Source organism: Shivajiella indica, from assembly GCF_042683085.1.
Taxonomy (GTDB): domain Bacteria; phylum Bacteroidota; class Bacteroidia; order Cytophagales; family Cyclobacteriaceae; genus Shivajiella; species Shivajiella indica.
The window spans coordinates 226,947-249,974 of record NZ_JBHUIV010000016.1 but is presented as its reverse complement, the minus strand read 5'-3'; the positions used below and the strand labels follow the sequence as shown (position 1 = coordinate 249,974).

Sequence of the window (23,028 nt, the reverse complement as noted above, 5' to 3'; positions counted from 1 at the left end):
ATATTTGGTTTTTTTGACCCAATTCAGATTTTTATTCGATAAAAACCCGCTTTTTGATATATTTAAAACGATTGCGGTTCAAAGCAAAAAAATCAGTTATTTTTTTTTAAAAAACCATAATCCCTTTTCGAAATAAGGAGGGATGCTTTTTAAATCAGTTTTGGTCTTTTTCCAAAATATACTGATCAATATCATTTAAATCACTGATTTATAGTCATTAAACTCTGGGTTTAATTCGTTAAATTAACTACATATCTAGCGTAGGAATCTTAAAAATTTCTTAAAAAAAATTACCGGAAAATGAAGGTTTTTTCCCAACTCAAAAAGCCCGGAGGATTTTCCAATTATAGTATGAGCCGGTATTTGGAAGTTATCGAGTAGCCTTTATTTCAAAGCAAATGAACAGTTTAATAAAATTTTCAAAATCATGAAAGAGAACCTGATCAAAACATTTACTTCCCTGCTATTGCTGGTAATATTTATTAATTCCTGTAATTTTTATAAACCGGTGACAAAGCCTTTGACAGGGACAACTTCTGATAAAGTATCCATGATAGATTCCCTATCTAACCGGACCATTATTCTTCACTCTAATCAAGGGGTTTTTCTGATAAAGAATTTCATTGTGAATGAAGAAAGCGAATCAATTTTAGGTTTTTTAGCTGAAGTACCTGAAGACAATCAGAGATATTTACAGGCTAAGGGCAAGAAATATAATTATAAAAACTCCGAGCCTGAGGTTCTTCGGGAAGCGCATATATATACGGGTGTTGATTTAAATAATCTACCTGTAAATATTGGTGACCAGGTCAATATTCCCCTAAACAGCATCAATAAATTGGAAGTCATTGAAAGGGATAAAAAAAGAAGTTCAGAAAATACTGTTTTTACAGTTTTAGGTGTTACTGCCGGTGCTTTGGTAGTTGCTGGAACAATTACAGTTTTGACATCCTGTCCTTTCATCAGCGCTTATGATGGGCAGGAATTTGTTCTGCAAGGCGAATCCTTTGGCGGTGCAGTTTACCCTTCACTTGCCAGGGAAGATTTTATTCCATTACCTGCTTTGGACGTAGGCAGGGAAATGAAAGTTATGATACACAATGAATTAAAAGAACGGCAATACAACGATTTTGCGGACTTGATAATGGTTAGTCATTTGCCCGGTGAACAGGTGGTTGTTGATCCAAATGGAAACTTAAAAATTGTAAAGCAGAAAATAGGTCCTTCTATCGCAAGTCTAAACCAAGATAAAGATGTTTTGCCAAGGCTTACGGAATCAGACAATTTTCTTACTAATTTTAATGAACTGGAAGATGAATCTGCTATCAATCAAATTCTTGTAGGGTTTGATTATCCAAGAAGTGAGTATAAGCCAACTTTATACCTGAATTTACGAAATACCTATTGGTTGGATCACCTATTTGGTGAATTTACCAGCAAATTTGGAAGTAAGCATGTGACCTGGCAGGAAAAGCAAAGAGAAAGACCAGCAGAGGAACTTTTAGCATGGCAGGAATCACAGTACATGCCCTTGGCCATTTCAGTGAAAACCAAGGGGGGTTGGAAAGAAGTACAAAAACTCAAAACAATAGGCCCTTTGATCAACCGGGAGGTAGCCATTTCATTAGAGGGTTTTGAAATAGAAGGGCCGACTGTTGAAATAGCTTTAACTACGGGCTTTATGTTTTGGGAAATAGATCAGGTAGCTTTGGTTTTGGTGGAGGAAGTGTCTCCGAATTCAATCAAATTGCTTAAACCAAATCTAGTTTTGGATGAAAACGGAAATGATGTGATTAAGCCATTACTTGAAAAAGATGGTGTTTATCTTGAACAACTTGAAATGGGAAATAGGGCATATATCTCCTATTATTTTGATGCATTTAACCCAAATAAGCACTATACTGCGTTCCTTCATACCAGTGGATATTATGAACCTATCCGTGATTTCAAAGGTAAGCCTGATAGGAAATTTCTGACAAAATTCAAAAAACCAGGAACCCTTCCTAAATACAGCAGATTTAAATATCTTGAGTTGACTGGAGATACTTATCTGGGAGCAAAATAAGGTAGTCATGTTACTGAAAGAAAATATTCCATATGAAACTGAGCAGGTCAACATAGATGTTCTTTTCGAAGGAGCGCCTAAAAGAATGCTGCTATCTAAAAGGAAGGAAAGATTCATTCAGCTTTGGCTTAAAATCCATGTTTTCTTCCTGACTTTGTTCCATTATAGAAGCTTTAAAAAGACTTTTGAGGTACTTGCAATTTTTCAGGATTTCAAGAAAAAAGCATTTGGTAAAAATGGGAAAAGAAAGTTTTCCATGAAAAACGGAAAGTATTGGTTTGGTATTCATCTTCCACCTTTTCCCTCCAAGAGTTTCAATAAGTATATTCTGACTGAATTGCATCGGTATGTGCCCCACAAAAGCCCAATAAACGCCTTTCAGCAAGTAAATTTTGCGGTTACAACTAAGTGCCCTATGCGATGTGAACATTGCTTTGAATGGGATAATCTGAACCTGCATGAAACTTTCGCTTTCAATCAACTTCAGGAAATAACCAGAGTTTTTCAAAACCAGGGACTCGGGCACATCTCTCTAAGTGGAGGGGAACCTATGATCCGATTTGAAGAAATTGTTAAATTGATTGGTGAAGGCGATAAAAGCACCCAATGGTGGATGATTACTTCTGGATTTAATCTGATTGAAGAGAAGGCAAAAAGGCTAAAAGAGGCTGGTGCAACAGGGATAATCGTGAGTATCGATCATTTCAATCCTTTGGCTCATAATAGGTTCAGAGGTCATCAAGATGCTTTTTCCCATGGGATTAGGGCAGTTATTTCAGCAGGGAAAGCCAAATTGCTTGTTGCTACTTCGGTTTGTGTCACCAAAGAAAATGCAAATAAAGAGTTTTTGATAAAATACATGGTAATGGCTAAAAATCTGGGGGTAGATTTCGTGCAATGGTTGGAGCCAAAAGCAGAGGGACATTATAGAAATAGAGATGTGGAATTGAACAAGGACCAGATCCAAATCATGGAAGAAGTTTTTGAAGAACTTAGCCATAATCCTGAATTACGTGATTTTCCACCTGTTATGTATTATGGATATTACCAAAGGAGAGTAGGTTGTTTTTCCGGAGGCAAATCCAGTTTCTATGTGGATGCAGTAGGAATGGTGCATTCATGCCCCTTCTGCCATTCCGCTGATTTTAAAATTACTGATTGGTTGGAAATGCCTTCCATAGGTAGGGAAGAAGTTTCAAAATGTGAGTTGTATTAAATGGGAAATCTCAGTGAAAATGCCCTTCGGATACTTCAGGAAAGGTATCTTTTAAAAGACAAGAATGGAGGATTGAAAGAAAGTCCGAAGGAAATGTTTCACAGAGTGGCCAGATCTGTGGCAAAGGCTGAATCGAAATGGGCAGGAATTGAGAGTCAGACCAAATGGGAGAAAAAATTCTTCGATTTGATGAGTAATTTGATCTTCCTGCCCAATTCCCCCACTTTGATGAATGCAGGTACTCCTTATTCCCAGCTGAGTGCCTGCTTTGTCCTTCCAGTTAAAGACAGCTTATCAGGAATTTTTGAGACCTTAAAAACTGCGGCCTTGGTGCATCAGAAGGGAGGAGGAACAGGATTTAATTTTTCTCATCTAAGACCGGCTGGCGATAGGTTAAGTCATCATGGTGGATCCGCCTCTGGTCCTGTTTCCTTTATCAAACTGTTTGATTTTGCTACCGAGCAGGTCAAACAGGGAGGAAAACGTAGGGGAGCCAATATGGGGATTTTAAATGTAAACCATCCTGATATTTTGGAATTTGTAAGGCTACGGGTAAATGGGAAACCACTTCAGAATTTCAACCTTTCCGTTGGTATTACACATGCATTTATGGAGGCAGTGGAAAAGGATGCTGATTGGGAACTGATTCATCCAAATTCAGGAAGTGCCATCAGGAAATTAAAAGCAAGATTGATTTGGGATGCTATCGTTCAAGGAGCCTGGGAAAGCGGTAATCCGGGAATTGTTTTCCTTGACACCATCAATGAGTCAAACCCTATGATCTCAATGGGGGCGATAGAAGCAACCAACCCTTGTGGTGAGGTACCTCTTCTGGATTTTGAGGCCTGTAACTTAGGCTCGATCAATCTTTCCAAGTTTGTTAAAGGAACATCATTAGATTGGGATTTTCTAAGGGAAACCGTCCATACTGCCGTAAGATTTCTGGATAATGTAATCGAAGTAAATAAATATCCGGATATTAAAATAAAGAAGGCAACCATAGCAAATAGGAAAATTGGACTTGGAGTGATGGGTTGGGCTGAAATGCTAATACAATTGAGCATTCCTTATGATTCAGAAGAAGCGGTGGAATTGGCCAAAAAGGTCATGGGATTCGTTCAGGAAGAAAGTTCCTTGGCATCTTCCAGACTTGGAGAAGAAAGGGGTAATTTTGAGAATTGGGAAAGTAGTATTTATTCCCCGAATCAGGTTATGCGGAATGCAACCAGGATCAGCATTGCTCCAACTGGGACCATTTCTATCCTAGCTGATACCTCTTCTTCCATAGAGCCTTTATTTGCACTTGCATATCAGAGGAGAAAAGTATTGGATGGTCAAAATTTGACCAGTATCAATGAACTTTTCATCAAAAAATTAAAGGAAGAGGGTTTATTTTCCCAAGAAATTCTCGATCAGACAATGACCAATGGTTCATGTAGCAAAGTTGAAAACTTACCCGAGAAGTTCCGGTCAATTTTTAAAACAGCTCTAGAGATAGATCCGATATGGCATCTCAAGCACCAGATAGCCTTTCAGCAGTTTACCGACAATGCCGTATCCAAAACAGTCAATTTACCCAACTCAGCAAGACCTGAGGATATTGCTGAAATTTATCAACTGGCCTGGAAATGGAAAGCCAAGGGAATAACAGTTTTTAGAAATGATACCAGAAGGGAGCAGGTCCTGTATAAGGGAATTAAGGCGATTTGTAAATAGTGCGATTTCCTTTTTTGAATCCTAAGAAAATCTTCCTTTCTTCATAAGATTATTATTAATTCCCATTGCTTATAACTCCCACATTTCTTTTCAAAATGGAACTAAGTTTATATTCATGTTGGCCTTTTTAGGATTACTGACCATCGTACTCTTGCTTTTATTGGTGATTAGCAAAAAGGCCTCACCCGTTGTTGCACTGATCCTGGTTCCTGTTCTAACCGGATTGCTTGCAGGGTTTAGGGGAGAACTGGCAGAGATGATGGGAGAGGGGCTTAAAAGCATTGCTCCAACAGGGGTGATGTTTGTTTTTGCCATATTGTTTTTTGGGGTATTGATGGATGCCGGAACTTTCAAACCCATTATTTCACGTTTACTGAGATTTGCAGGAAATGACCCGGTGAAAATTGCAATTGCGACAGCCATACTGGCCATGTTGATCCATTTGGATGGCTCAGGTGCGGTTACCTTTTTGGTGGTGATTCCTGCCATGGTACCCATTTATGACCAATTGGGAATGAGGAGGATTACATTGGCAAGCATAGTGGCATTGTCGGCAGGAACGATGAACATTTTGCCTTGGGGAGGACCTACCATCAGGGCAGCTACAGCCCTTAATGTTCCTGTTACCGATTTGTTCAATCCCATTATCATCCCTGTTTTAGGTGGTTTAGTAGCAGTATTATTTATATCAGCTTATTTTGGGAAAAAAGAAAAAAGACTTTTGAATTCCCAGGATATTGAATCCTATACCATAGAAAGCCCAAGAGCTGATGAGTTTGATGAATTGGCCAGGCCAAAACTATTTTATGTGAATGTCTTACTGATTATCTTGGCTATAGTGGCTTTGATTGCTGGTTGGGCACCGCCCTATGTGATTTTCATGCTAGGATTTGTGATTGCCATCACTATCAATTATCCAAAGGTAGAAGAACAGAAAAAAAGAATTGATGCCCATGCCAAAGAAGCCATGCTGATGGCATCAATCTTATTTGCAGCGGGTTGTTTTACCGGAATTCTAAAGGGCACCGGGATGATTGATGCCATGGCTTTGACAGTGGAACAGATCTTACCGGTACAGGTTGGCCGACAATTACCTTTGTTAACGGGTTTGGTTTCGATGCCGGCCAGTTTACTTTTTGATCCGGATTCTTTCTATTTTGGGATATTGCCATTGCTGGCATCTACCGCTGAAACTTTTCAGGTTTCCGGTATAGAAGTGGGACAGGCGGCCATTATGGGGCAGATGACTACAGGGTTTGCTGTAAGTCCATTGACAGGATCTACCTTTTTATTGATCGGACTGGCTGGAGTGGATTTGGGGGAACATCAGTTAAAAACCATCCCATGGGCTTTTTTGGTCACACTCATTATTTTGGTTTTGGCCATATTGATGGGTATTATTTCCATTTAATCGGTTTACTATGAAAGAAAAGATTAGAATTGGTTGTGGGGCAGGTTTTTCCGGAGATAGAATTGAGCCTGCTTTGATTTTGACTGAAAAGGGTAATTTGGATTACCTGGTATTGGAGTGTTTGGCGGAAAGGACGATTGCCTTGGCACAGAAAAGGAAACAGCATGACCCTAGCCTAGGTTATGACCCCCTATTGGAAAGAAGGATGGAGGGACTTTTGCCTTTGTTAGTAAAGAATAAAACCCGTCTGATCACCAATATGGGAGCCGCAAATCCAATGGCCGCTGCTGTTAAAATCCAGGACATTGCCAAAAAGAAAAATATCCAAATCAAGGTTGCTGTTGTGTTGGGAGATGATGTTTTTGACCAACTACATGGAGAGGAGATCAGTTTGGAAGGAGGGAAACCTATTAAAAGTTATGGTAATCTGATATCAGCCAATGCTTATTTAGGCATTCATGCTTTGATGCCTGCTCTTCAAAGTGATGCGCAAGTGATTATTACAGGTAGGGTAGCTGATCCTTCTTTGTTTCTTGCTCCCATGGTATATGAATTGGGCTGGGATCCACAGGATTTTGATTTGCTAGGAAAGGGTACAGTAATAGGACATTTGTTGGAATGCGCGGGTCAGATTACAGGAGGCTATTTTGCAGATCCTGTTACTAAACCTGTGAATGGGATGGAAAACCTTGGCCATCCCTATGTGGATGTTTTTCAGGATGGATCCGGAATTATCAGTAAAGTAGAGGGAACAGGGGGGCAGGTTACTATAAGGACGGCCAAAGAGCAATTATTATATGAGGTCATCGATCCCCAAAAATATTTTACACCGGATGTGGTCGCTAATTTTAGTACCGTGAGATTTGAACAAGTGGGCACCGATAAGGTAAAAGTTAGTGGAGGAGGTGGTCTGGCCCGACCTGATGCTTTCAAAGTGAGTGTGGGGTATCAGGCTGGTTATATTGGAGAAGGAGAAATTTCCTACGCTGGGGCCCACGCCAAGGAAAGGGCTATGTTGGCTGGAGAGATCATTCAGAAGAGGATTAGACATTTATATGATGAATTTAGGATTGATTATATAGGGCTGACTGCTCTTCATGGCCCGCAATTTTCTGCAAAGAGTAATCCCTATGAAGTCAGATTAAGGGTGGCAGGGAGGACGGGTGACAAAGAAAAAGCCCCATGGGTAGGGGAAGAAGTAGAAGCCCTGTATACCAATGGGCCTGCAGGAGGTGGGGGAGCCAGGAAAAATGTTCAGGAAGTAGTTGGTGTCATATCCATTTTGATGGACAGGGATAATTTAAAACCGGAAATTCAAATACTTGGATAATGAAAAAATTGGCAAAAATAGCACATAGTAGGGCAGGGGATAAAGGTAATACATTGATTCTTTCCCTTATTCCTTTTGAGGAAAAAGATTATCCGGTTTTGTTGAAGGAAGTCACCGCCGAAAGGGTTAAAAAACATTTGGCTTTCCATGTAAAAGGAGAGGTAATCAGGCATGAAATTCCCTTATTGAAGGCCTTGTTGTTTACTTGCCATGAGGCCCTGACAAGTGGGGTTACCACTTCTTTGGCATTGGACGCTCATGGAAAGTCCTTAAGTTTTGCTTTATTGGAAATGGAAATCGATTCAGAATAAACAAATGTAAAAAACCTTCCCATCTTCATTTTTTGATTACTATTCATCCAAAATTCAAACTAAAAAAGCTGATCAAAATCACCTATGTAATTGATAAATAGTTCCGAAACTCCATTTTTTATTCAGTAAATATTCTTGTATTCCATAAGAAGATGAGGATAATTTCTAAACAGAAATTACTGAAAAATATAGTTCTCCTAACTTAATAATTACGAAAATGAAAGACCAGCAAATTAATCGGCTTTCCATTTTGATCTTGGCACTGGGTTTAATTTTTGTGGCTTCTTGTAACTATTACAAGCCAATAACAAAATCTTCCTCCATGTCATCAAGTGCCAAATCTAAGGAAATAGCATCAATGAGCCAGAAGACATTTATCATTCGTAGCAATCAGGGTGATTTTTTGCTAAAAAATGCTAATGTCATATTGGAGAAAGAGGTTTTGGTAGGCGTCTTGGAAGCCGTACCAAAAGACCATCAGGTCTATATAAAGGATGATAAAGGCAGGTATTCCTATGATTCAAAAACAAAATCTGTATTACAGGAAATCGACATTTATACACCACTTGACCCAACTTCAACAATTGGATCATCTGTGTCCATTCCCATTTCAGATATTTCAAAAATGGAATTGATTGAAAAGGATCAATCAAAAAGCACAACCAATACACTTTTATTGGCTGCAGGTGTTACACTGGGAGTCGCTACGATTGTGTATGTAGCTACGGTTAGTTCAATGAATTTGAATCTTTCACCAACACCTACAACTCCAACAAACCCAAATGAACCACCTGGAATGTCCTGTCCTTTTGTAAGTGTATATGATGGGACGGAGTTTGTGTTTCAAGGGGAAACATTTGGAGGAGCACTGTTCCATTCCGTGGCCAGACAGGATTATTTGCCTTTGCCTTCTTTGAAACCCAGTTCTGAGGTTCAACTCATGATCAGTAATGAAAGGCTGGAGGCCCAATTTACAGATATGGCGGATTTGATTTTGGTAGAACATGATCCTGGAGAAAAGATTTTAGCTGATCCAAATGGATCTTTATTTCTTGTCCATGACTTGGATAAAGCTAAGGTAGCCAAATTGAATGGTTCCAAAGAGATGTTGGATAGGATTGCTGAATCTGATAATATTTACTGCTCATTCAATGATTTAAAGCATGATGATCCTCTCAATGAATTGATTGTTAAATTTGATCATCCTGGAAAAGGAAAAGATTTGGCTTTGTATTTAAGTCTGAGGGATTCACCATGGCTCGAACACATATTTGAATCTTATATGAGTATGTACGGAGAGGAATCAAAAGCATTTATGGAAACGATGAATACCAAGTCTGCTGAAGAATTGTATCAGTGGCAGGAAATGAATTTGGTACCACTTATTGTTTCTGTCAAAACGCCAGAGGGATGGAAAGAGATTAGACAAACCCGGTTTGTGGGACCAGTGATGAACAGAGAAATAGCCATTTCTCTGGAAGGATTGGATTTAAGTGGACCTACTGTTGAAGTATCTTTCAAAACAGGTTTCTTGTATTGGGAAATTGACCGGATTTCCTTGGCCAGCGTCAGTAGGATTTCTTCTGATAACATCCATATTTTGAAGCCATCAAGTGCCATAGATGAGGAAGGCAAGGACCAATTAGCTTCAATTTATAAGATGGATGATAAGTTCCTTGAGCAAACTGAGACGGGAAATAAGGTTTATTTAACATATAATTTTGAAGAATTTTCTGAAGGTAAATCGTATTCAGCTGTCTTGCATACCAGTGGATATTATCATAGCATTAGGGAAATAGAAGGACCAATTAATAGGGAGTTCTTAACCAAATATGATAAACCGGGGGGCTTGGCAAATTTCAGTAGGGATCGGTTTAAAGAAGTATACAAATTTCAAACCAATGCATCTAAATAATATTGGAAAGAGTTGATTTTTGCTATTGCTTGATGGGTATAAATATCGTTTTAAAATAATAAAGTTTGTTTTTGATGGGTTGGGATTTGTTTGAGAAAAAAAGGGATACTTTTTTGGTATCCCTTTTTCATTCAAGACTTACCAATTTTTGAATTATTATTCGATGTTAAAAAATTTAACTATGTTTAAATAATTGGTTATGAGTGATTTGTGAAAATAATGGAAAAATCATTTTCTAGGTTTTGGTTTATCTGTTGTATTAACTTAAGAGTTAAAATGAAATTAAATTTTTCAAATAGGACTGCAGGTATAGGAAAAGCTAACCATAACTGTAGTATTTTTTCTGTCTCAAAACTCCCTCAGAAATGAAGTATTGAAACCATTTTTTATAATGCTTAATTTTATTTAGAAAAAATCTAAATAAAAATTGACTTATATCTTTTTAGGAGCTAAGTTTGTCCCGGTAATTTTAAATCAATCTAAATAAATACTTTCCCGTGATGAGAATATTTTACCTGTTGATCGTAATTTTCATTTTATCCCTTCCGAGTGCAATTGCCCAAAAAAACATATTGAAGGGTACAATTTTGGATGAAAACCAATCACCTGTTGTGGGTGCCTCCGTTTATTTGGAAGGCACGGTCAGAGGGGTACAGACTGATTTGACCGGTAATTATATTCTCAAAGATTTTTCAAAAGGTAATTATGTCCTTAAAGTAAATATGATAGGTTTTAAGGATGCTTCCATTCCATTCAGTATCAATGATAAGGAATCCAAGGAACTTAATATTGTATTGGAGGAAAACCTTCTTTTACTGGATGCTTTTGAATTTTCAGTAAGTAGGGGCATTATGGGACAGGAAAAACTTCCAGAAGTGGATAATTTCCGTATCAATGCAGCACGAAAAAATGAGGTTATCCGTGTTGGTGAGATCAATGCCAACCTTGCCATGAACAACAGCAGGCAGATTTTTGGAAGGACGCCTGGTATTTCAATTTGGGAAAATGATGGTTCCGGGATTCAGCTGGGAGTTGCCTCCAGAGGATTAAGCCCTAACCGCTCCTGGGAGTTCAATGTGAGAATGAACGGTTATGATATTACACCGGATCCAATGGGTTATCCGGAAGCATATTTTACCCCTCCTATGGAAGTGGTCGAACAGATAGAGATCGTAAGAGGTGCTTCTTCCCTACAATATGGCCCACAATTCGGAGGGCTCATGAATTTTGTCATGAGGAAGCCCGACAAGTCCAAAAGATTTAGCTTTGAAACACTCAATACAGTTGGTAATAACGGATTGTTCAGTACATTTAATTATCTGGGAGGTACTGAAGGGAAATGGAATTATACCGCATATTACCAAAAAAGGATCGGAAATGGCTGGAGAGAGAACGGTTATTTCAACACTGACCATGCCCATGTGGAAGTCAATTATGCAGCAAGCAATAAGCTTAAACTGGGATTGGAGATGACCTATATGACTACCGAAAGCCAACAACCGGGTGGGCTTACTGATGAACAGTTTAAACAGGATGCAAGGCAAAGTACGAGAAGTAGAAACTGGTTCAGTACGCCATGGTTTGTACCTGCCCTTACCGCAGAGTATATTGTATCAGAGAATACCAAATTGAGCTGGAAGACTTTCGGTACTTTTGCGGAGAGGAATTCTGTTGGATTTATGAGGCCAATCAACCTGGAAGATGATATGGGTAACCGTCAGCTGGATAGGGACTTTTATACCACCTATGGTAGTGAACTCAGAATGATTTCTGATTACCGAATTTTGGGTAAAGAGCAGACTTTGGCAACCGGGGTAAGATATTTTAATGGTTTTATTGACCGTAAACAGCAAGGGGAAGGTGATGCCGGGAGCAACATGAATTTTGATCTTGTCGATGGTGGAGTTTACAGAAGAGATCTGGACTTTTCAAACATCAACTATGCTGCATTTGCAGAAAACATTTTCCGGTTTTCTGATAAATTTTTGGCCACTGCAGGTGTCCGATTGGAAAGTATTCAATCCAATATGGAAGGAAGGTTTAATATCATCAACGGTCAGGAAATTCCTTTAAATCCTCAAAACAGAACCAGAAATTTTCTTCTCTTCGGACTTGGATCGGAATACCGTTTGACACCCAACACTGAATTTTATACCAATTTCTCTCAAGCCTATAGGCCTGTTCTGATTTCTGATTTGACACCTCCTGCTACTACTGATGTCATTGATCAAAACCTTCAGGATTCCAGAGGTTATAATTTCGATTTCGGATATAGAGGTGGTTTGGGAACTTACCTTAAATTTGACATGAGCTATTTCTACCTCAATTATGCAGATAGGATTGGAACCATTGCCCAAGTTGATCCTAATGGGACAATTTATCAGTACAGAACCAATCTGGGCAATTCTGTCAGTCAGGGATTTGAAGGATATGTGGAGTTTGATCCTGTTACTGCATTCTTTAAGAGTTCCAGATATGGTTATGTTCACTTCTTTGCTTCTATTGCTTTTATAGATGCGGTATATGGTGACTTGGCCACTACTATTGTCAGCAACGGTGAAATTATACCGGGAAACCTGAAAGGTAACAGAGTGGAAAATGCACCAAGAAAAATCAACCGTTATGGGGTCACTTATCAGGTCAAAAACTATTCCGTTACCTGGCAATTGAGTGATATCGGAGATGCTTTCTCAGATGCTTCCAATACATTGGAACCTAATGCTGCAGCTACCGTAGGTCTCATTCCGGCTTATCAGGTACAGGACCTTTCGGGAAGTGCTACCTTTGCAAAAAAGTACATCCTCAAAGCCGGAGTCAATAACCTAACCAATACAATGTACTTTACCAGAAGAGCTGGAGGTTATCCCGGACCTGGTATCATGCCGGCAGACGGAAGAACATTTTATATAACCCTAGGATTGAAACTCTAAAAATTGAATCCAGGTAATTGGGGAAATTGTTTTTGGATAATTCGCCATTGGATGATATCATAAAAAAAAGCGGGAAAACCTAAATGGTTCTTCCCGCTTTTATCCTTAACAAATAATAGCTCTTAAGTTATATCATTATTTAGGAGAATGGCATCTAAATCTTCTCCAGGTAGGGCGATGATACGTTCATTTTCTTCATCCCATTCTATTCTTCTTCCGATTTTGTAGGATAAACCTCCCATATGGGCAGTAATGGCTTCCTCGAATCCCTCAACTATTCCACAACTTGGTTCCCCGCCATTTCTTATACAGCTCAACCATTCTCTGATATGGAGGAATGTGGAATCCACTCTCTTTCCATCTCTGTAAGTCCATAAAAGACCTTTATTGGCGAAATATTTAGCGGTGGCTGAAGTTACGGCATCCACCCCATTGGCACTTGGATCATATTGATAAATCGGAACCATTGGGTCGATCCTTTTTTCTTTGATCAAATCTGCATATTTGGTTGATCTTGGATCTGCATGAATGGTCAGCATATTACCGAGCTCCATGGTCGCATCATGGCCCATCAGTAAGGTTCCCCTTTCAAACTGATTGCCCAAGGTTGCGCTATACACCAATGTCATGCCTTTTTCTTTTCCTGCTTCCTGGCTGGTTCCTGTACTAAAATCCGGGAAATCCATGTTGATCTGCATGACATCAGGTACATTTCTACCGTCCCTATGAGTGTAAACACCTCCCGATGCTGTTACATATTTTGGTATTCCCATTTTTAATACACAGTTTATCCGGTCATAGTCATGGGTCAATAAATCACCGGAAAGTCCTGAACCATATGCCCACCATTTTCTCCATCTGAAGAAATGCTCTGCATTGAAAGGAATCTGGGGCGCTGTTCCCAAAAATGCATTCCAATCAATTGTCTGGGTTGATGCATCAGGGTGAATGTCATACTGCCAGGCACCATTGTCGTCATTTCTATTCGTGGTGGTAACCACAAGGGATACATGCCCAAGGGTGTTTTTTGCAATGGCATCCTGTGCTGTTAGAAAACTTTGGGTTTGTCTGTGCTGATGACCGACAGCTAACTTGATAGATGGATTTTTTCTACAAACATCTCTCAGGTCATAGGTCTCCTGTATGGTATGTGTCATGGGTTTTTCCAGATACACATGTAAGCCAGCATTGATAGCATCCATAGCCATAGGAGCATGCCAATGGTCAGGAGTAGCGATAATCACCGCATCCACTTCTCCACTGTTGATCAGGTCTAGATGAGTTCTATATCTTTTACAGGTGTTTCCGTTTTTATTGAAAGAGGCCAATGCTTTCTCAGCCCTTACATCAAAAATATCGCAGATGGCGGTCAGTTTTACATTCAGGTTCTCCTGGGCTTTGAAATCTTCCAATCTTTTATCATTAGGGTTTTCTGCGCTGGATTTTGCCATTTGTTCTAACCATTCGTCTGTTGCAAATCCCAAAGAACGCATCAATTGCTCTCCTCTGATGCCAAAACCAATTAGACCTATTCTTAAAGGATCCCCGCTCATAGGTCCGGTAGCAGGAGGTGCGCTTGCTTTAATATTTAGGGTCTCCAGAAGAAGATTGCGCTCCCTTTTTGCCTTTGCACTAAAATTTGCTCCAGCTGACCATATTACACCAAAAAGAGGTATTCCACCTAAGGTTTTGAGTAAATCCCTTCTGGAAAGCCCTTTGAATAATTTATTATCAGTCGCCATAATTTTTGAATTTTAAGGATTAGGGGTTACTTGTTGGGATTTTGAAAATAGCCTTTCCAAACCATATGAAGTTTCTGTAGGAAACAAATAAAGAACCAGTAAAGCCGCAGCTTCAATCAGGTTTTTATTGACTATCCAATAGCTGCCCTCACTTGGTCCTTGGGGGTATCCCGGAAAGGCGGGGTGGGCCAAATAATACAAGAGCAACAAGGCGATTCCAAGAATGCTTGCCCATCTGCTTTTAAAGCCAACAATCAAACCAAAACCAATCAATAAGAGCGCTCCTATATTCAGTGTATCTACTATGGATATCATAGATTCACTTGCCAACCAACGGAAAAATGATTCCATATAGGTGGCGCTGAGCAAATATCCTTTGGCAGACCAGGACGGACTATAAACCTTTATGACCCCTTCATATAGAAAGTGCCAACCGATCAATATGCGCAACAAAACAAGACTGAATGTTTGCGCTGAGGAAAATTGAATAGTTTTTGACATCAGATTTTTCTTTTTTGATAGGCGATATTACATTCTTTTGTCCTGAAAAAGCATGACAAAAATCAGTTAAACAATTGATTTATAATTTGATTTAGAAAGGTTGTATGGATTTTTTAAGATTAAAAAATTGGGTCTTTTATTCCAATAAAGGATAAACTGAAAATACTCGTATAAAAATATTTCATAATCAGATTTTATTATTTTTAATTTCTTGTAATTTGAAAAAAACGGGAACTTTAATTTAACCTTTCCTCCCTTTTCCAAATATTTATTTGTAATTAATAAAAGAAACTTCATTAAGCTTTGATTCAGGTAAAATCTTTAGGATATAATTTAATTGCTGGCCTTATTGCCACTTTTATAACGCTTTCTGCATGTCAAAAAAAACAGAAAGGCGACGTTGAGAGAAGTTTGGAAAATGCGCTTTCTACCTTTGAATTGGAAGAAGGTTTTCAGATAGAACTCATCGCGGGTGAACCCTTGATTGCGGATCCCGTAGACATGGAAATCGATGAGTTTGGAAGGATGTATGTAGTTGAAATGCACGGCTATCCTTTAGATTTAAGTGGGAGTGGTAAGATTAGATTATTGTCCGATAGTGATGGTGATGGGATTATGGATAAGAGCATTGTTTTTGCCGAAGGATTGATGCTTCCCACTGGAATCATGAGATGGAAAAATGGAATTCTTGTTACAGATCCGCCCAATGTTCTGTATTTGGAGGACACAGATGGAGATGGAAAGGCTGACAATAAAGAAATAATCCTAACAGGATTTGCACTCTCCAATCCCCAGCACAATGTCAATAGTCCAAGATTAGGTTTGGATAACTGGATATATTTAGGACATGAACCCGCTGTTTCCACTTCCCAATATGAAGAGGAATTTGGGGATAGGGGAACTGAGATTTTTTATCCAGGTAAGCCCGATGGAACAAGCTTGTCCCAAAATGCGGGAGGCAGAAGTGTCAGATTCAGGCCTGATAAATTTCAATTGGAAGTTTTGGCCAGCAGGACCCAATTTGGACATACTTTTGATCCTTGGGGCCGGCGTTTTGTGGTCAACAACAATAACCATATAATCCATGATGTCATTGCCGCCAGATATTTGAATCGAAATCCATTCCTGGTCGTTCCTGCTAGTACTGAATCAATTTCAGACCATGGCAATGCTGCTGAGGTTTTCCCTATTACCATTAACCCTCAGCATCAATTGCTTACAGATGTGGGTGTTATGACGTCTGCCTGTGGGATCACTGCCTACCTTGGTTCTGCTTTTCCTCATGAATATGACCATGCGGTATTCGTTGCCGAACCTGTCAGCAATATTCTTCATATTGATTTTATTTCAGAAAATAAAACAGGTTTTGTTGCCAGCCGACAACATCAGGACAAAGAGTTCCTGGCTTCTACAGATTCCTGGTTCAGACCGGTAAATATGTATATAGGCCCAGATGGGGCTTTGTATGTAGTGGATTACTACCGGCAGATCATTGAGCATCCTGAATGGATGGCAGAAGATGTGGTCAAATCGGGTGCGCTTTATAATGGAACTGATCAAGGAAGGATCTACCGTATTTCAACAAAGGGCACAAAACCATTGGACTGGTCAAACAACATTCAACTGGGTGATTTTACCGATGAGGAATTGGTCCAAAAACTTGAAGATCCGAATATTTGGTGGAGGAGAAATGCCCAAAGATTACTCTTGGACAGGAATCCTTCAAAAGTTCCGGAAGTTTTGCTGAAAATGGCAGAAAATACAGATTCTCCAATCGGCAGGGTGCATGCCCTTTGGACTTTGGAAGGCATGGGGAAAACCAACCTGGATTTGGTTGTGAAGGCACTTTCTGACCCAGAGCCAGGTGTAAGAGAAAATGCTGTTAAAATTGCCGAACTTCATTTGGATGAATCTCCACAAATAGTGAATGAATTAGTCAAACTTAAATCTGATGGGCATCCCAAAGTAAGGTTTCAGTTATTGTGTACCTTGGGTTATTTCGATAGTCCCCTGGCCAACCAGGCCAAAAATGAATTACTTTTTGCCAATTTGGATGATCCTTGGATGCAGGTTGCAGCCCTTTCTGCTCCATTTGAAGAAAATCAAAAGCTGATAAAGGAGCTTTTGGCCAACTATGATAGCCAGAATCCAAATTATGGGACTTTGTTGCAACGCCTGAGTACAATGGTAGGTGCTGGTCAGGATTTGGAATATATCAAGTCTTTGGTCACAAAAGCCACTATTTCAGCCCAGACCGGCCAAAATTCCTGGCAAGCACCATTGCTTAGGGGCCTAGCATTGGGCTTGAGAAGTAAAAACATCAACAGGTACTCGTTTACAATTTTAGAAGGTCCACTTTCAAATGCCTGCATGAACCATCCTTCTTTTGAAGTTAAAGAAGCATCATTCCAACTTTTGCAGGTCATAGGTTTGTCCGAAACCCCAGGTGCTAAGGAATTGATCCAGCATGCTAAAAGTATTGCACCGGATAAAAATTACCCCAAAGAAGAAAGAGTATTGGCTATCCATATTTTATCTCTTCAAGATCCAGCTCCTATTGGCGATTTGCTCAAAGATTTGATCAATCCATCAGAACCAAATGAAATCCAGGTTGCAGCGATTAGGACCCATAACAAAATTTCCGGTATCGGAACTGCTGAATTTATTGTTGCGAAATGGCCCAATTTGACTCCTGAAATAAGAGACGAGGGTTTAAAGGCTATGATGACCAACGACGACAGGATTACCGTACTTTTGGATGCGATGGATCAGGGAAAAATCCAGCCCAGCTCTTTAGGATGGGAAAGAAGTGTAAGATTGATGAACCATTCTGATGAGAATTTACGAAACCGTTCAAGGAGTCTTATCAATAAAAACGAAAAAATAGGAAAAGAGGCACTTCAGCAATATCAGGAAGCCCTTGCCTTAAATGGATCCCCTTTGAATGGCAAATCAGTTTACCAAAGTAATTGTGCCATCTGTCATCAAATGGGACAGGATCTGGGAATGGCATTTGGGCCTGATCTGGCTACCTTGAGAAACAGACGTCCTGAAAACATATTAAGTGATATTATTTTACCAGGTCTGTCAATTGCAGATGGATATGACCTTTGGTTGGCGGAACTGAATAATGGGGAAAAGATTCAGGGAATTGTAGCTTCTGAAACTCCAAATGCGGTTTTATTCCGGCCGGCAGGTGGTCGGGAAATAAGTGTTTCAAGGCAGGATATTAAATCTTTGCAGGTTTTGGATTATTCTGCCATGCCCACTGGTTTGGAAAATAATATCAATCAACAGGAAATGGCTGATTTAATTGCATTCATAAAAAATTGGAAATAATTAAATCAAATATGTATACCCACTATTTTGCCAATAACAAAATATTCTCAGGTTATTGTAGGACCTTATATTTGTTGATATTGGATATTAATGGATATTTATTCGGAAGCAATGCCTTATCTTCTCTTGATATTCCTTATGGGAAGATTGCGGTTAATCATAAAATCTAAAAATGCAAAAGATGAAAAAAAGTTTTCAATCGATCATTTTGGCAGGATGGCTAGCCTTTGCATTCATGCCTTCATTATGGGGTCAAACTCCGGCATTTCCATGGCCTGAGGGTAAAAAAATGGCACTAAGCTTGAGCTTTGATGACGCCAGAAAAAGTAATGTTGATTTGGGAATACCTTTACTGGACCAATATGGAATTAAGGCTACTTTTTTTGTTTTACCTGCTGCAGTAGAATCCAATCTGACTGCCTGGAAAAAGGCGATTGCTGTAGGTCATGAAATTGGAAATCATACTATGATTCATCCCTGTAGCGGGAATTTTATTTGGGCAAGGGAAAGGGCTTTGGAAAATTATACCATGGACAGGATGCAGAAAGAGTTAATCAGGGCCAATGAAGAGATTCAGTCATTATTGGGAATAACCCCAATGGTTTTCGCTTATCCATGCGGGCAAACTTTTATCGGAAAAGGTGTCCATACCCAAAGCTTGGTTCCTTTGGTATCTGAAATGTTTCTGGCAGGTCGGGGATGGATGGGAGAGGCCCCTTCAGATCCCCATTATGCAGACCTGGCACAACTCACCGGTATGGAGATGGATGGGAAGAGTTTTCAGGAAATTCTGCCATTAATTGAATCTGCATCGAAAAATGGACAATGGTTGGTTTTGGCGGGACATGATACCCAAGATTCTGGGAATCAAAGTACTTATTTAAGTTTTTTGAGAGATCTTTCGGAGTATGTGAATGATCCGGACAATGGCATTTGGGTTGCTCCTATAGGAACAATTGCCCAATATGTGAATGAGACCAGGATGGCCATAGCAGATACTACCAATATTCCTGAACTCGTAAGGGCTGATTTGGGCAATCAACTCATATTGACAGCTGAAAAAGGGAGAGGGATTGGTCCGGATATCAAATATATGCCGGATTGGAAGGCTTTTGGTTGGTTTACTTCCAAGGATAAAGTGGTTTGGGATGTAGCAATACCATCTGATGGGGAATATGAAGCATGGCTTGAATGGTCCGTCTCAGATGAAGAAGCAGGAAAAGAATTTTTGTTTCAGGCAGGAAATGAAAGCATCCGGGGAACTGTAGAAAAATCAGGGTCCTGGGAAACATTTAAGAAGAAATCCATAGGAAAAATGACATTGAGGGCAGGCTATGTCCAAATGGAATTTAAACCTGCTGTCGAATTCGAAGAAGAGGCCTTATTGGACCTGAAGGAGATCATTTTGAAAAAAGTGGATTAGGAGTTGGCTAATCTTTATTCCAATCAATTGATTTGAAGATAATTTCCGAATAATTGTCCCTTTCATATATAATGCCGATTGTGGAAGTGTTGATTATTACCAGATCACTGTAGGCTGTCCAGGGAAGTTTTTTGGGGTCATCAGTCCTGTCCACAACTATGGATTTATCCCAGGTCTTTCCCTCATCAAAGCTGATTTTGATGGTCAGATTATTTCTGTGATTTGGGTCAGATGCATTGGAATGTGCGAGTACTATTTTTCCATTCACTTTTCCAAGAGACAAAATGGATCCCTGGCAAACTGGGTCCGGAAGGGATTCCTCAAAATAAGCTTCATCCCAGGTGTCACCTCCATCACTTGAAAATGCCAAAATCCTGCTTCGGATATCGCCCCTTTGATTTCTGATGCTCATGATCATCCGGTTTTCAGATAATTCAGCGGCAATGGATTCATTGGAACCTGGGAAAATAATGGATTTTGAAAGATGAAAGGTTTTTCCATGGTCATCCGAGTAAAAGCCATGGGCCTGGTATTCTTCGAAATTATCCTTGGGATGTCCTACAGAATGATTGGCCGCCACGAAAATCCTTCCTTTGAATTTTCCTTCCTGAAATTGAAAGGCATGTCCAGGAGTATTGGCATAGTGCCTCCAATCTTCCTTGAATGTATAATCAGGGTTGAATTTTGAGTTGTTGGGTTTATGGGTTTGCAAAGTGATGTTTACCGGTGCCTCCCAAGTATGCCCCAAATCAAATGATTTCATCATCCAGACCTCCCTTACCCCAAGGTTCATCCGAACCTCATATTCATGGTTGTTGCCTGTGTTGAAAAAGAGGTAAATAACGCCTTGTGGATGCTCAGGATCATGAAGGTCTACCACCGGCGCCGGGTTTCCTGCCTGAAGGGAGTCATAATCTACCAGCATATGTAAGGATGACCAGGATTTTCCATGGTCAGTACTTCTTTTCATCACCAGGTTGATGTCTCCGAAATCATCAGTGCCATGGACCCTTCCTTCCGCAAAAGCTATCAGATCCCCGTTTGGCATGGAAATTATGGCAGGGATTCTGTAGACGGCATGACCTTCAGAACCGCCTTTAAAAACCATTGTTTCCTGAGCAGCCATTTTGGATGATGAAAAAAATAAGCATAGGCATAAAACAAGGAAAGGTTTTGAATTAGAAGACATAGCAATAAGGTTTGGTTTAAAGTTAAGCCTTGTTTTGATTTTTTCCTTGCGTGCCCCTTTTTATCCTTAGTTATCCCAAAGTTTTTTTCATAAGCAAATAAATACCTAACTTTTGCAGTAGACATGATTACTCGAATTCAAAAAGCCCAAAATGAAAATAACCTATTGCAAAGATTACCAAAATATGAGCCAAAAGGCGGCCCAAATCATTTTTGATGAAGTTATGCACAAAAAAGACCTACTTTTTTGTGCAGCTACCGGAAACTCGCCAACAGGTATGTATGCTGAAATGGCAAAAAATAAAGCTGCATTCAGCGAAATGAGGGTTGTAAAAATGGATGAATGGGGAATTATCCCTCTTTCCTATCCGGATTCCTGTGAAAGTTATTTAGAAAAACACCTTTTAGGTCCTTTGGAAATTCCTTCAGATCGATATACGAGTTTTGATACGGCATCTGAAAAGGTGCAAGAGGAATGCATTAGAATGCAAAAATTCATCCAAGAAAGCGGTCCATTTGATATCTGTATTTTGGGCCTTGGAAAGAACGGACATATCGCATTCAATGAGCCGGCAGATTCCTTGGAGCCGGATTTCCACAAAGCCATTTTGGCACCTTCCACCATCCAACATGATCCCGCGCTTTCTCAAGGAGAGGAGCCGGCCTATGGATTATGTGTTGGGATGAGGGATATTCTCCAGTCCAAAAAAATCATTTTTTTGGTAACTGGAAAAGGTAAAGAAGCGGCAATTCGGCAAATTATGGAAGGTAAAATCACCACCCAGTGTCCTGCATCCTTCCTTTGGCTCCACCCGAATACAGATTGTCTGATTGTGGAATAAAAACCTCCTTCTGGATGGGATTTTAACTTTAATTTTCCAACTAATTCCCTAACTCTTTCTTCCATATAATTTTGTAGTTTGTAAAAATTAAAAAAATACTCAAATAAAATGGCCTGGAATATGTTCAGTTTGGTATGTTTTTTTATTTATCTGTGATCTGTACCCTAAAGGAGATACTTTTTTTTCTTTTTTGAATACCCTATTGAAATGAATAACATGTTGAAATCCTGTTTTATATGCAATTTCCGAAACATCCCAATCAGTACTTATCAGCCATCGGCAAGCCTGCTCTATCCTTAATTTATTTAAATAGGTGATGAAAGTATGTCCTATTGCCCGTTTAAACCAACGGCAAAAATAAGTTGGGCTCATGTGCATCAATTCTGAAATTTTGGCCAATTCTATTTGTTCCTGGAAATTATTGTGTAAGTAATTTTTTACCCTGTCAATTTTCTTTTGTTCTTTTTCGATAAAGTGAAGACTGCTGTTATTTGAATTTGAAATTTCTGTTTTTGGTGAATTTTCGAGTCTTGCAATCAGATCAATCAGCGATAGAAGCTGAGATGTGGGATTTAAATTGCCAAAATTGGAAATGGTCTCAATTATTTCACGGGAGGGATGGTTAAAGAGAAACCCATTTTTTGCCTGATGGAGAAATGAAACCAAGTGGGATAATTCAGGGAATTGTTGGAGAAGGCCAATAGGAAACTGAAAAACATACGCGCTTTGTATTTCATTTACCTGCTCTCCCTGAGTAACCCAGGTATGGGGCAGGTTTTCTCCCAAAAGGACCAGATCTCCCTCTTCAAATAAGCTGATATTGTCCCCTACATATCTTATGCCCCTACCTTTTTCAATGAAGGTGAGTTCGATTTCGGGATGGTAATGCCAGAAATGAGGGAAAGCGGGTAATTCCAATCTCCGATATTGGAAAGATCGGGAAGAGTGTGTTTTTGAAATCTGTTCAAGGAATGGTCTCATATCCCTATATTAACCTAATTTTTAACAAAAAGCATATTATGAGTGCAAAATATGTTAAGTATTGAATAAAATAGGAAAAATAATTTTAGGATTGATTGGATAATTTTGAGGAAAAATC

The 23,028-nt window shown here is 39.4% G+C and carries 15 protein-coding genes; 11 read left to right on the top strand and 4 right to left on the bottom strand.

What is annotated here, in order from left to right:
• Nucleotides 1-427: 427 nt before the first annotated feature.
• From ACFSKV_RS10565 to ACFSKV_RS10530, 8 genes are all read left to right on the top strand, one after another.
• Nucleotides 428-2,065: a hypothetical protein gene (locus tag ACFSKV_RS10565; RefSeq protein ID WP_380802327.1), complete on the top strand. Its 1,638-nt coding sequence runs from the start codon at nucleotides 428-430 to the stop codon at nucleotides 2,063-2,065.
• Between the two features lie 7 nt (nucleotides 2,066-2,072).
• On the top strand, nucleotides 2,073-3,281 hold the full coding sequence (locus ACFSKV_RS10560) for a radical SAM protein (protein ID WP_380802325.1): 1,209 nt from the start codon (nucleotides 2,073-2,075) through the stop codon (nucleotides 3,279-3,281).
• On the top strand, nucleotides 3,282-4,997 hold the full coding sequence (locus ACFSKV_RS10555; protein WP_380802322.1) for an adenosylcobalamin-dependent ribonucleoside-diphosphate reductase: 1,716 nt from the start codon (nucleotides 3,282-3,284) through the stop codon (nucleotides 4,995-4,997). It abuts the gene before it with no gap.
• Between the two features lie 115 nt (nucleotides 4,998-5,112).
• Entirely contained in the window at nucleotides 5,113-6,408 is a 1,296-nt protein-coding gene (locus ACFSKV_RS10550) for a CitMHS family transporter (protein ID WP_380802319.1), read from the top strand.
• A gap of 10 nt (nucleotides 6,409-6,418) precedes the next feature.
• Nucleotides 6,419-7,738: an acyclic terpene utilization AtuA family protein gene (locus ACFSKV_RS10545; RefSeq protein WP_380802317.1), complete on the top strand. Its 1,320-nt coding sequence runs from the start codon at nucleotides 6,419-6,421 to the stop codon at nucleotides 7,736-7,738.
• Complete coding sequence (locus tag ACFSKV_RS10540; protein WP_380802315.1) at nucleotides 7,738-8,049, top strand: AtuA-related protein; 312 nt, start codon at nucleotides 7,738-7,740, stop codon at nucleotides 8,047-8,049. The genes ACFSKV_RS10545 and ACFSKV_RS10540 overlap by 1 nt, the downstream gene beginning before the upstream one ends.
• 322 nt (nucleotides 8,050-8,371) lie before the next feature.
• Nucleotides 8,372-9,964, top strand: a complete 1,593-nt coding sequence (locus ACFSKV_RS10535; RefSeq protein ID WP_380802312.1) for a hypothetical protein — start codon at nucleotides 8,372-8,374, stop codon at nucleotides 9,962-9,964.
• 500 nt (nucleotides 9,965-10,464) lie between these two features.
• Nucleotides 10,465-12,894 (top strand): TonB-dependent receptor domain-containing protein, encoded by a 2,430-nt coding sequence (locus ACFSKV_RS10530; protein ID WP_380802310.1) that lies wholly within the window; start codon nucleotides 10,465-10,467, stop codon nucleotides 12,892-12,894.
• Nucleotides 12,895-13,016: 122 nt separating this feature from the next.
• Here the strand turns inward: ACFSKV_RS10530 and ACFSKV_RS10525 are convergent, their stop codons facing one another.
• Both ACFSKV_RS10525 and ACFSKV_RS10520 read right to left on the bottom strand, forming a co-directional pair.
• Nucleotides 13,017-14,636 (bottom strand): Gfo/Idh/MocA family protein, encoded by a 1,620-nt coding sequence (locus ACFSKV_RS10525; protein WP_380802307.1) that lies wholly within the window; start codon nucleotides 14,634-14,636, stop codon nucleotides 13,017-13,019.
• A gap of 12 nt (nucleotides 14,637-14,648) precedes the next feature.
• On the bottom strand, nucleotides 14,649-15,137 hold the full coding sequence (locus tag ACFSKV_RS10520; RefSeq protein WP_380802305.1) for a DoxX family membrane protein: 489 nt from the start codon (nucleotides 15,135-15,137) through the stop codon (nucleotides 14,649-14,651).
• Nucleotides 15,138-15,440: 303 nt separating this feature from the next.
• Between ACFSKV_RS10520 and ACFSKV_RS10515 the strand changes: the two genes are divergently transcribed.
• Nucleotides 15,441-18,476: a PVC-type heme-binding CxxCH protein gene (locus ACFSKV_RS10515; protein WP_380802302.1), complete on the top strand. Its 3,036-nt coding sequence runs from the start codon at nucleotides 15,441-15,443 to the stop codon at nucleotides 18,474-18,476.
• A 181-nt stretch (nucleotides 18,477-18,657) separates the two neighbouring features.
• Complete coding sequence (locus ACFSKV_RS10510; protein WP_380802299.1) at nucleotides 18,658-19,899, top strand: polysaccharide deacetylase family protein; 1,242 nt, start codon at nucleotides 18,658-18,660, stop codon at nucleotides 19,897-19,899.
• A gap of 7 nt (nucleotides 19,900-19,906) precedes the next feature.
• Here the strand turns inward: ACFSKV_RS10510 and ACFSKV_RS10505 are convergent, their stop codons facing one another.
• Entirely contained in the window at nucleotides 19,907-21,088 is a 1,182-nt protein-coding gene (locus ACFSKV_RS10505) for a sialidase family protein (RefSeq protein WP_380802298.1), read from the bottom strand.
• 151 nt (nucleotides 21,089-21,239) lie between these two features.
• Here ACFSKV_RS10505 and ACFSKV_RS10500 point away from each other — a divergent pair, with 151 nt between their 5' ends.
• Complete coding sequence (locus tag ACFSKV_RS10500) at nucleotides 21,240-21,929, top strand: 6-phosphogluconolactonase (RefSeq protein ID WP_380802297.1); 690 nt, start codon at nucleotides 21,240-21,242, stop codon at nucleotides 21,927-21,929.
• A 99-nt stretch (nucleotides 21,930-22,028) separates the two neighbouring features.
• Here the strand turns inward: ACFSKV_RS10500 and ACFSKV_RS10495 are convergent, their stop codons facing one another.
• Nucleotides 22,029-22,910 carry an AraC family transcriptional regulator gene (locus ACFSKV_RS10495; RefSeq protein ID WP_380802294.1) on the bottom strand — a complete coding sequence of 294 codons (882 nt, stop codon included), beginning with the start codon at nucleotides 22,908-22,910 and terminating at the stop codon, nucleotides 22,029-22,031.
• Nucleotides 22,911-23,028 lie beyond the last annotated feature (118 nt).

What these genes read in the sequence shown, in the direction of transcription:
- ACFSKV_RS10565 (WP_380802327.1), top strand. Translation starts at nt 428, where the DNA reads ATGAAAGAGAACCTGATCAAAACATTTACTTCCCTGCTATTGCTGGTA.
- ACFSKV_RS10560 (WP_380802325.1), top strand. Translation starts at nt 2,073, where the DNA reads ATGTTACTGAAAGAAAATATTCCATATGAAACTGAGCAGGTCAACATA.
- ACFSKV_RS10555 (WP_380802322.1), top strand. Translation starts at nt 3,282, where the DNA reads ATGGGAAATCTCAGTGAAAATGCCCTTCGGATACTTCAGGAAAGGTAT.
- ACFSKV_RS10550 (WP_380802319.1), top strand. Translation starts at nt 5,113, where the DNA reads ATGTTGGCCTTTTTAGGATTACTGACCATCGTACTCTTGCTTTTATTG.
- ACFSKV_RS10545 (WP_380802317.1), top strand. Translation starts at nt 6,419, where the DNA reads ATGAAAGAAAAGATTAGAATTGGTTGTGGGGCAGGTTTTTCCGGAGAT.
- ACFSKV_RS10540 (WP_380802315.1), top strand. Translation starts at nt 7,738, where the DNA reads ATGAAAAAATTGGCAAAAATAGCACATAGTAGGGCAGGGGATAAAGGT.
- ACFSKV_RS10535 (WP_380802312.1), top strand. Translation starts at nt 8,372, where the DNA reads ATGTCATCAAGTGCCAAATCTAAGGAAATAGCATCAATGAGCCAGAAG.
- ACFSKV_RS10530 (WP_380802310.1), top strand. Translation starts at nt 10,465, where the DNA reads ATGAGAATATTTTACCTGTTGATCGTAATTTTCATTTTATCCCTTCCG.
- ACFSKV_RS10525 (WP_380802307.1), bottom strand. Translation starts at nt 14,636, where the DNA reads ATGGCGACTGATAATAAATTATTCAAAGGGCTTTCCAGAAGGGATTTA.
- ACFSKV_RS10520 (WP_380802305.1), bottom strand. Translation starts at nt 15,137, where the DNA reads ATGTCAAAAACTATTCAATTTTCCTCAGCGCAAACATTCAGTCTTGTT.
- ACFSKV_RS10510 (WP_380802299.1), top strand. Translation starts at nt 18,658, where the DNA reads ATGAAAAAAAGTTTTCAATCGATCATTTTGGCAGGATGGCTAGCCTTT.
- ACFSKV_RS10505 (WP_380802298.1), bottom strand. Translation starts at nt 21,088, where the DNA reads ATGTCTTCTAATTCAAAACCTTTCCTTGTTTTATGCCTATGCTTATTT.
- ACFSKV_RS10500 (WP_380802297.1), top strand. Translation starts at nt 21,240, where the DNA reads ATGAAAATAACCTATTGCAAAGATTACCAAAATATGAGCCAAAAGGCG.
- ACFSKV_RS10495 (WP_380802294.1), bottom strand. Translation starts at nt 22,910, where the DNA reads ATGAGACCATTCCTTGAACAGATTTCAAAAACACACTCTTCCCGATCT.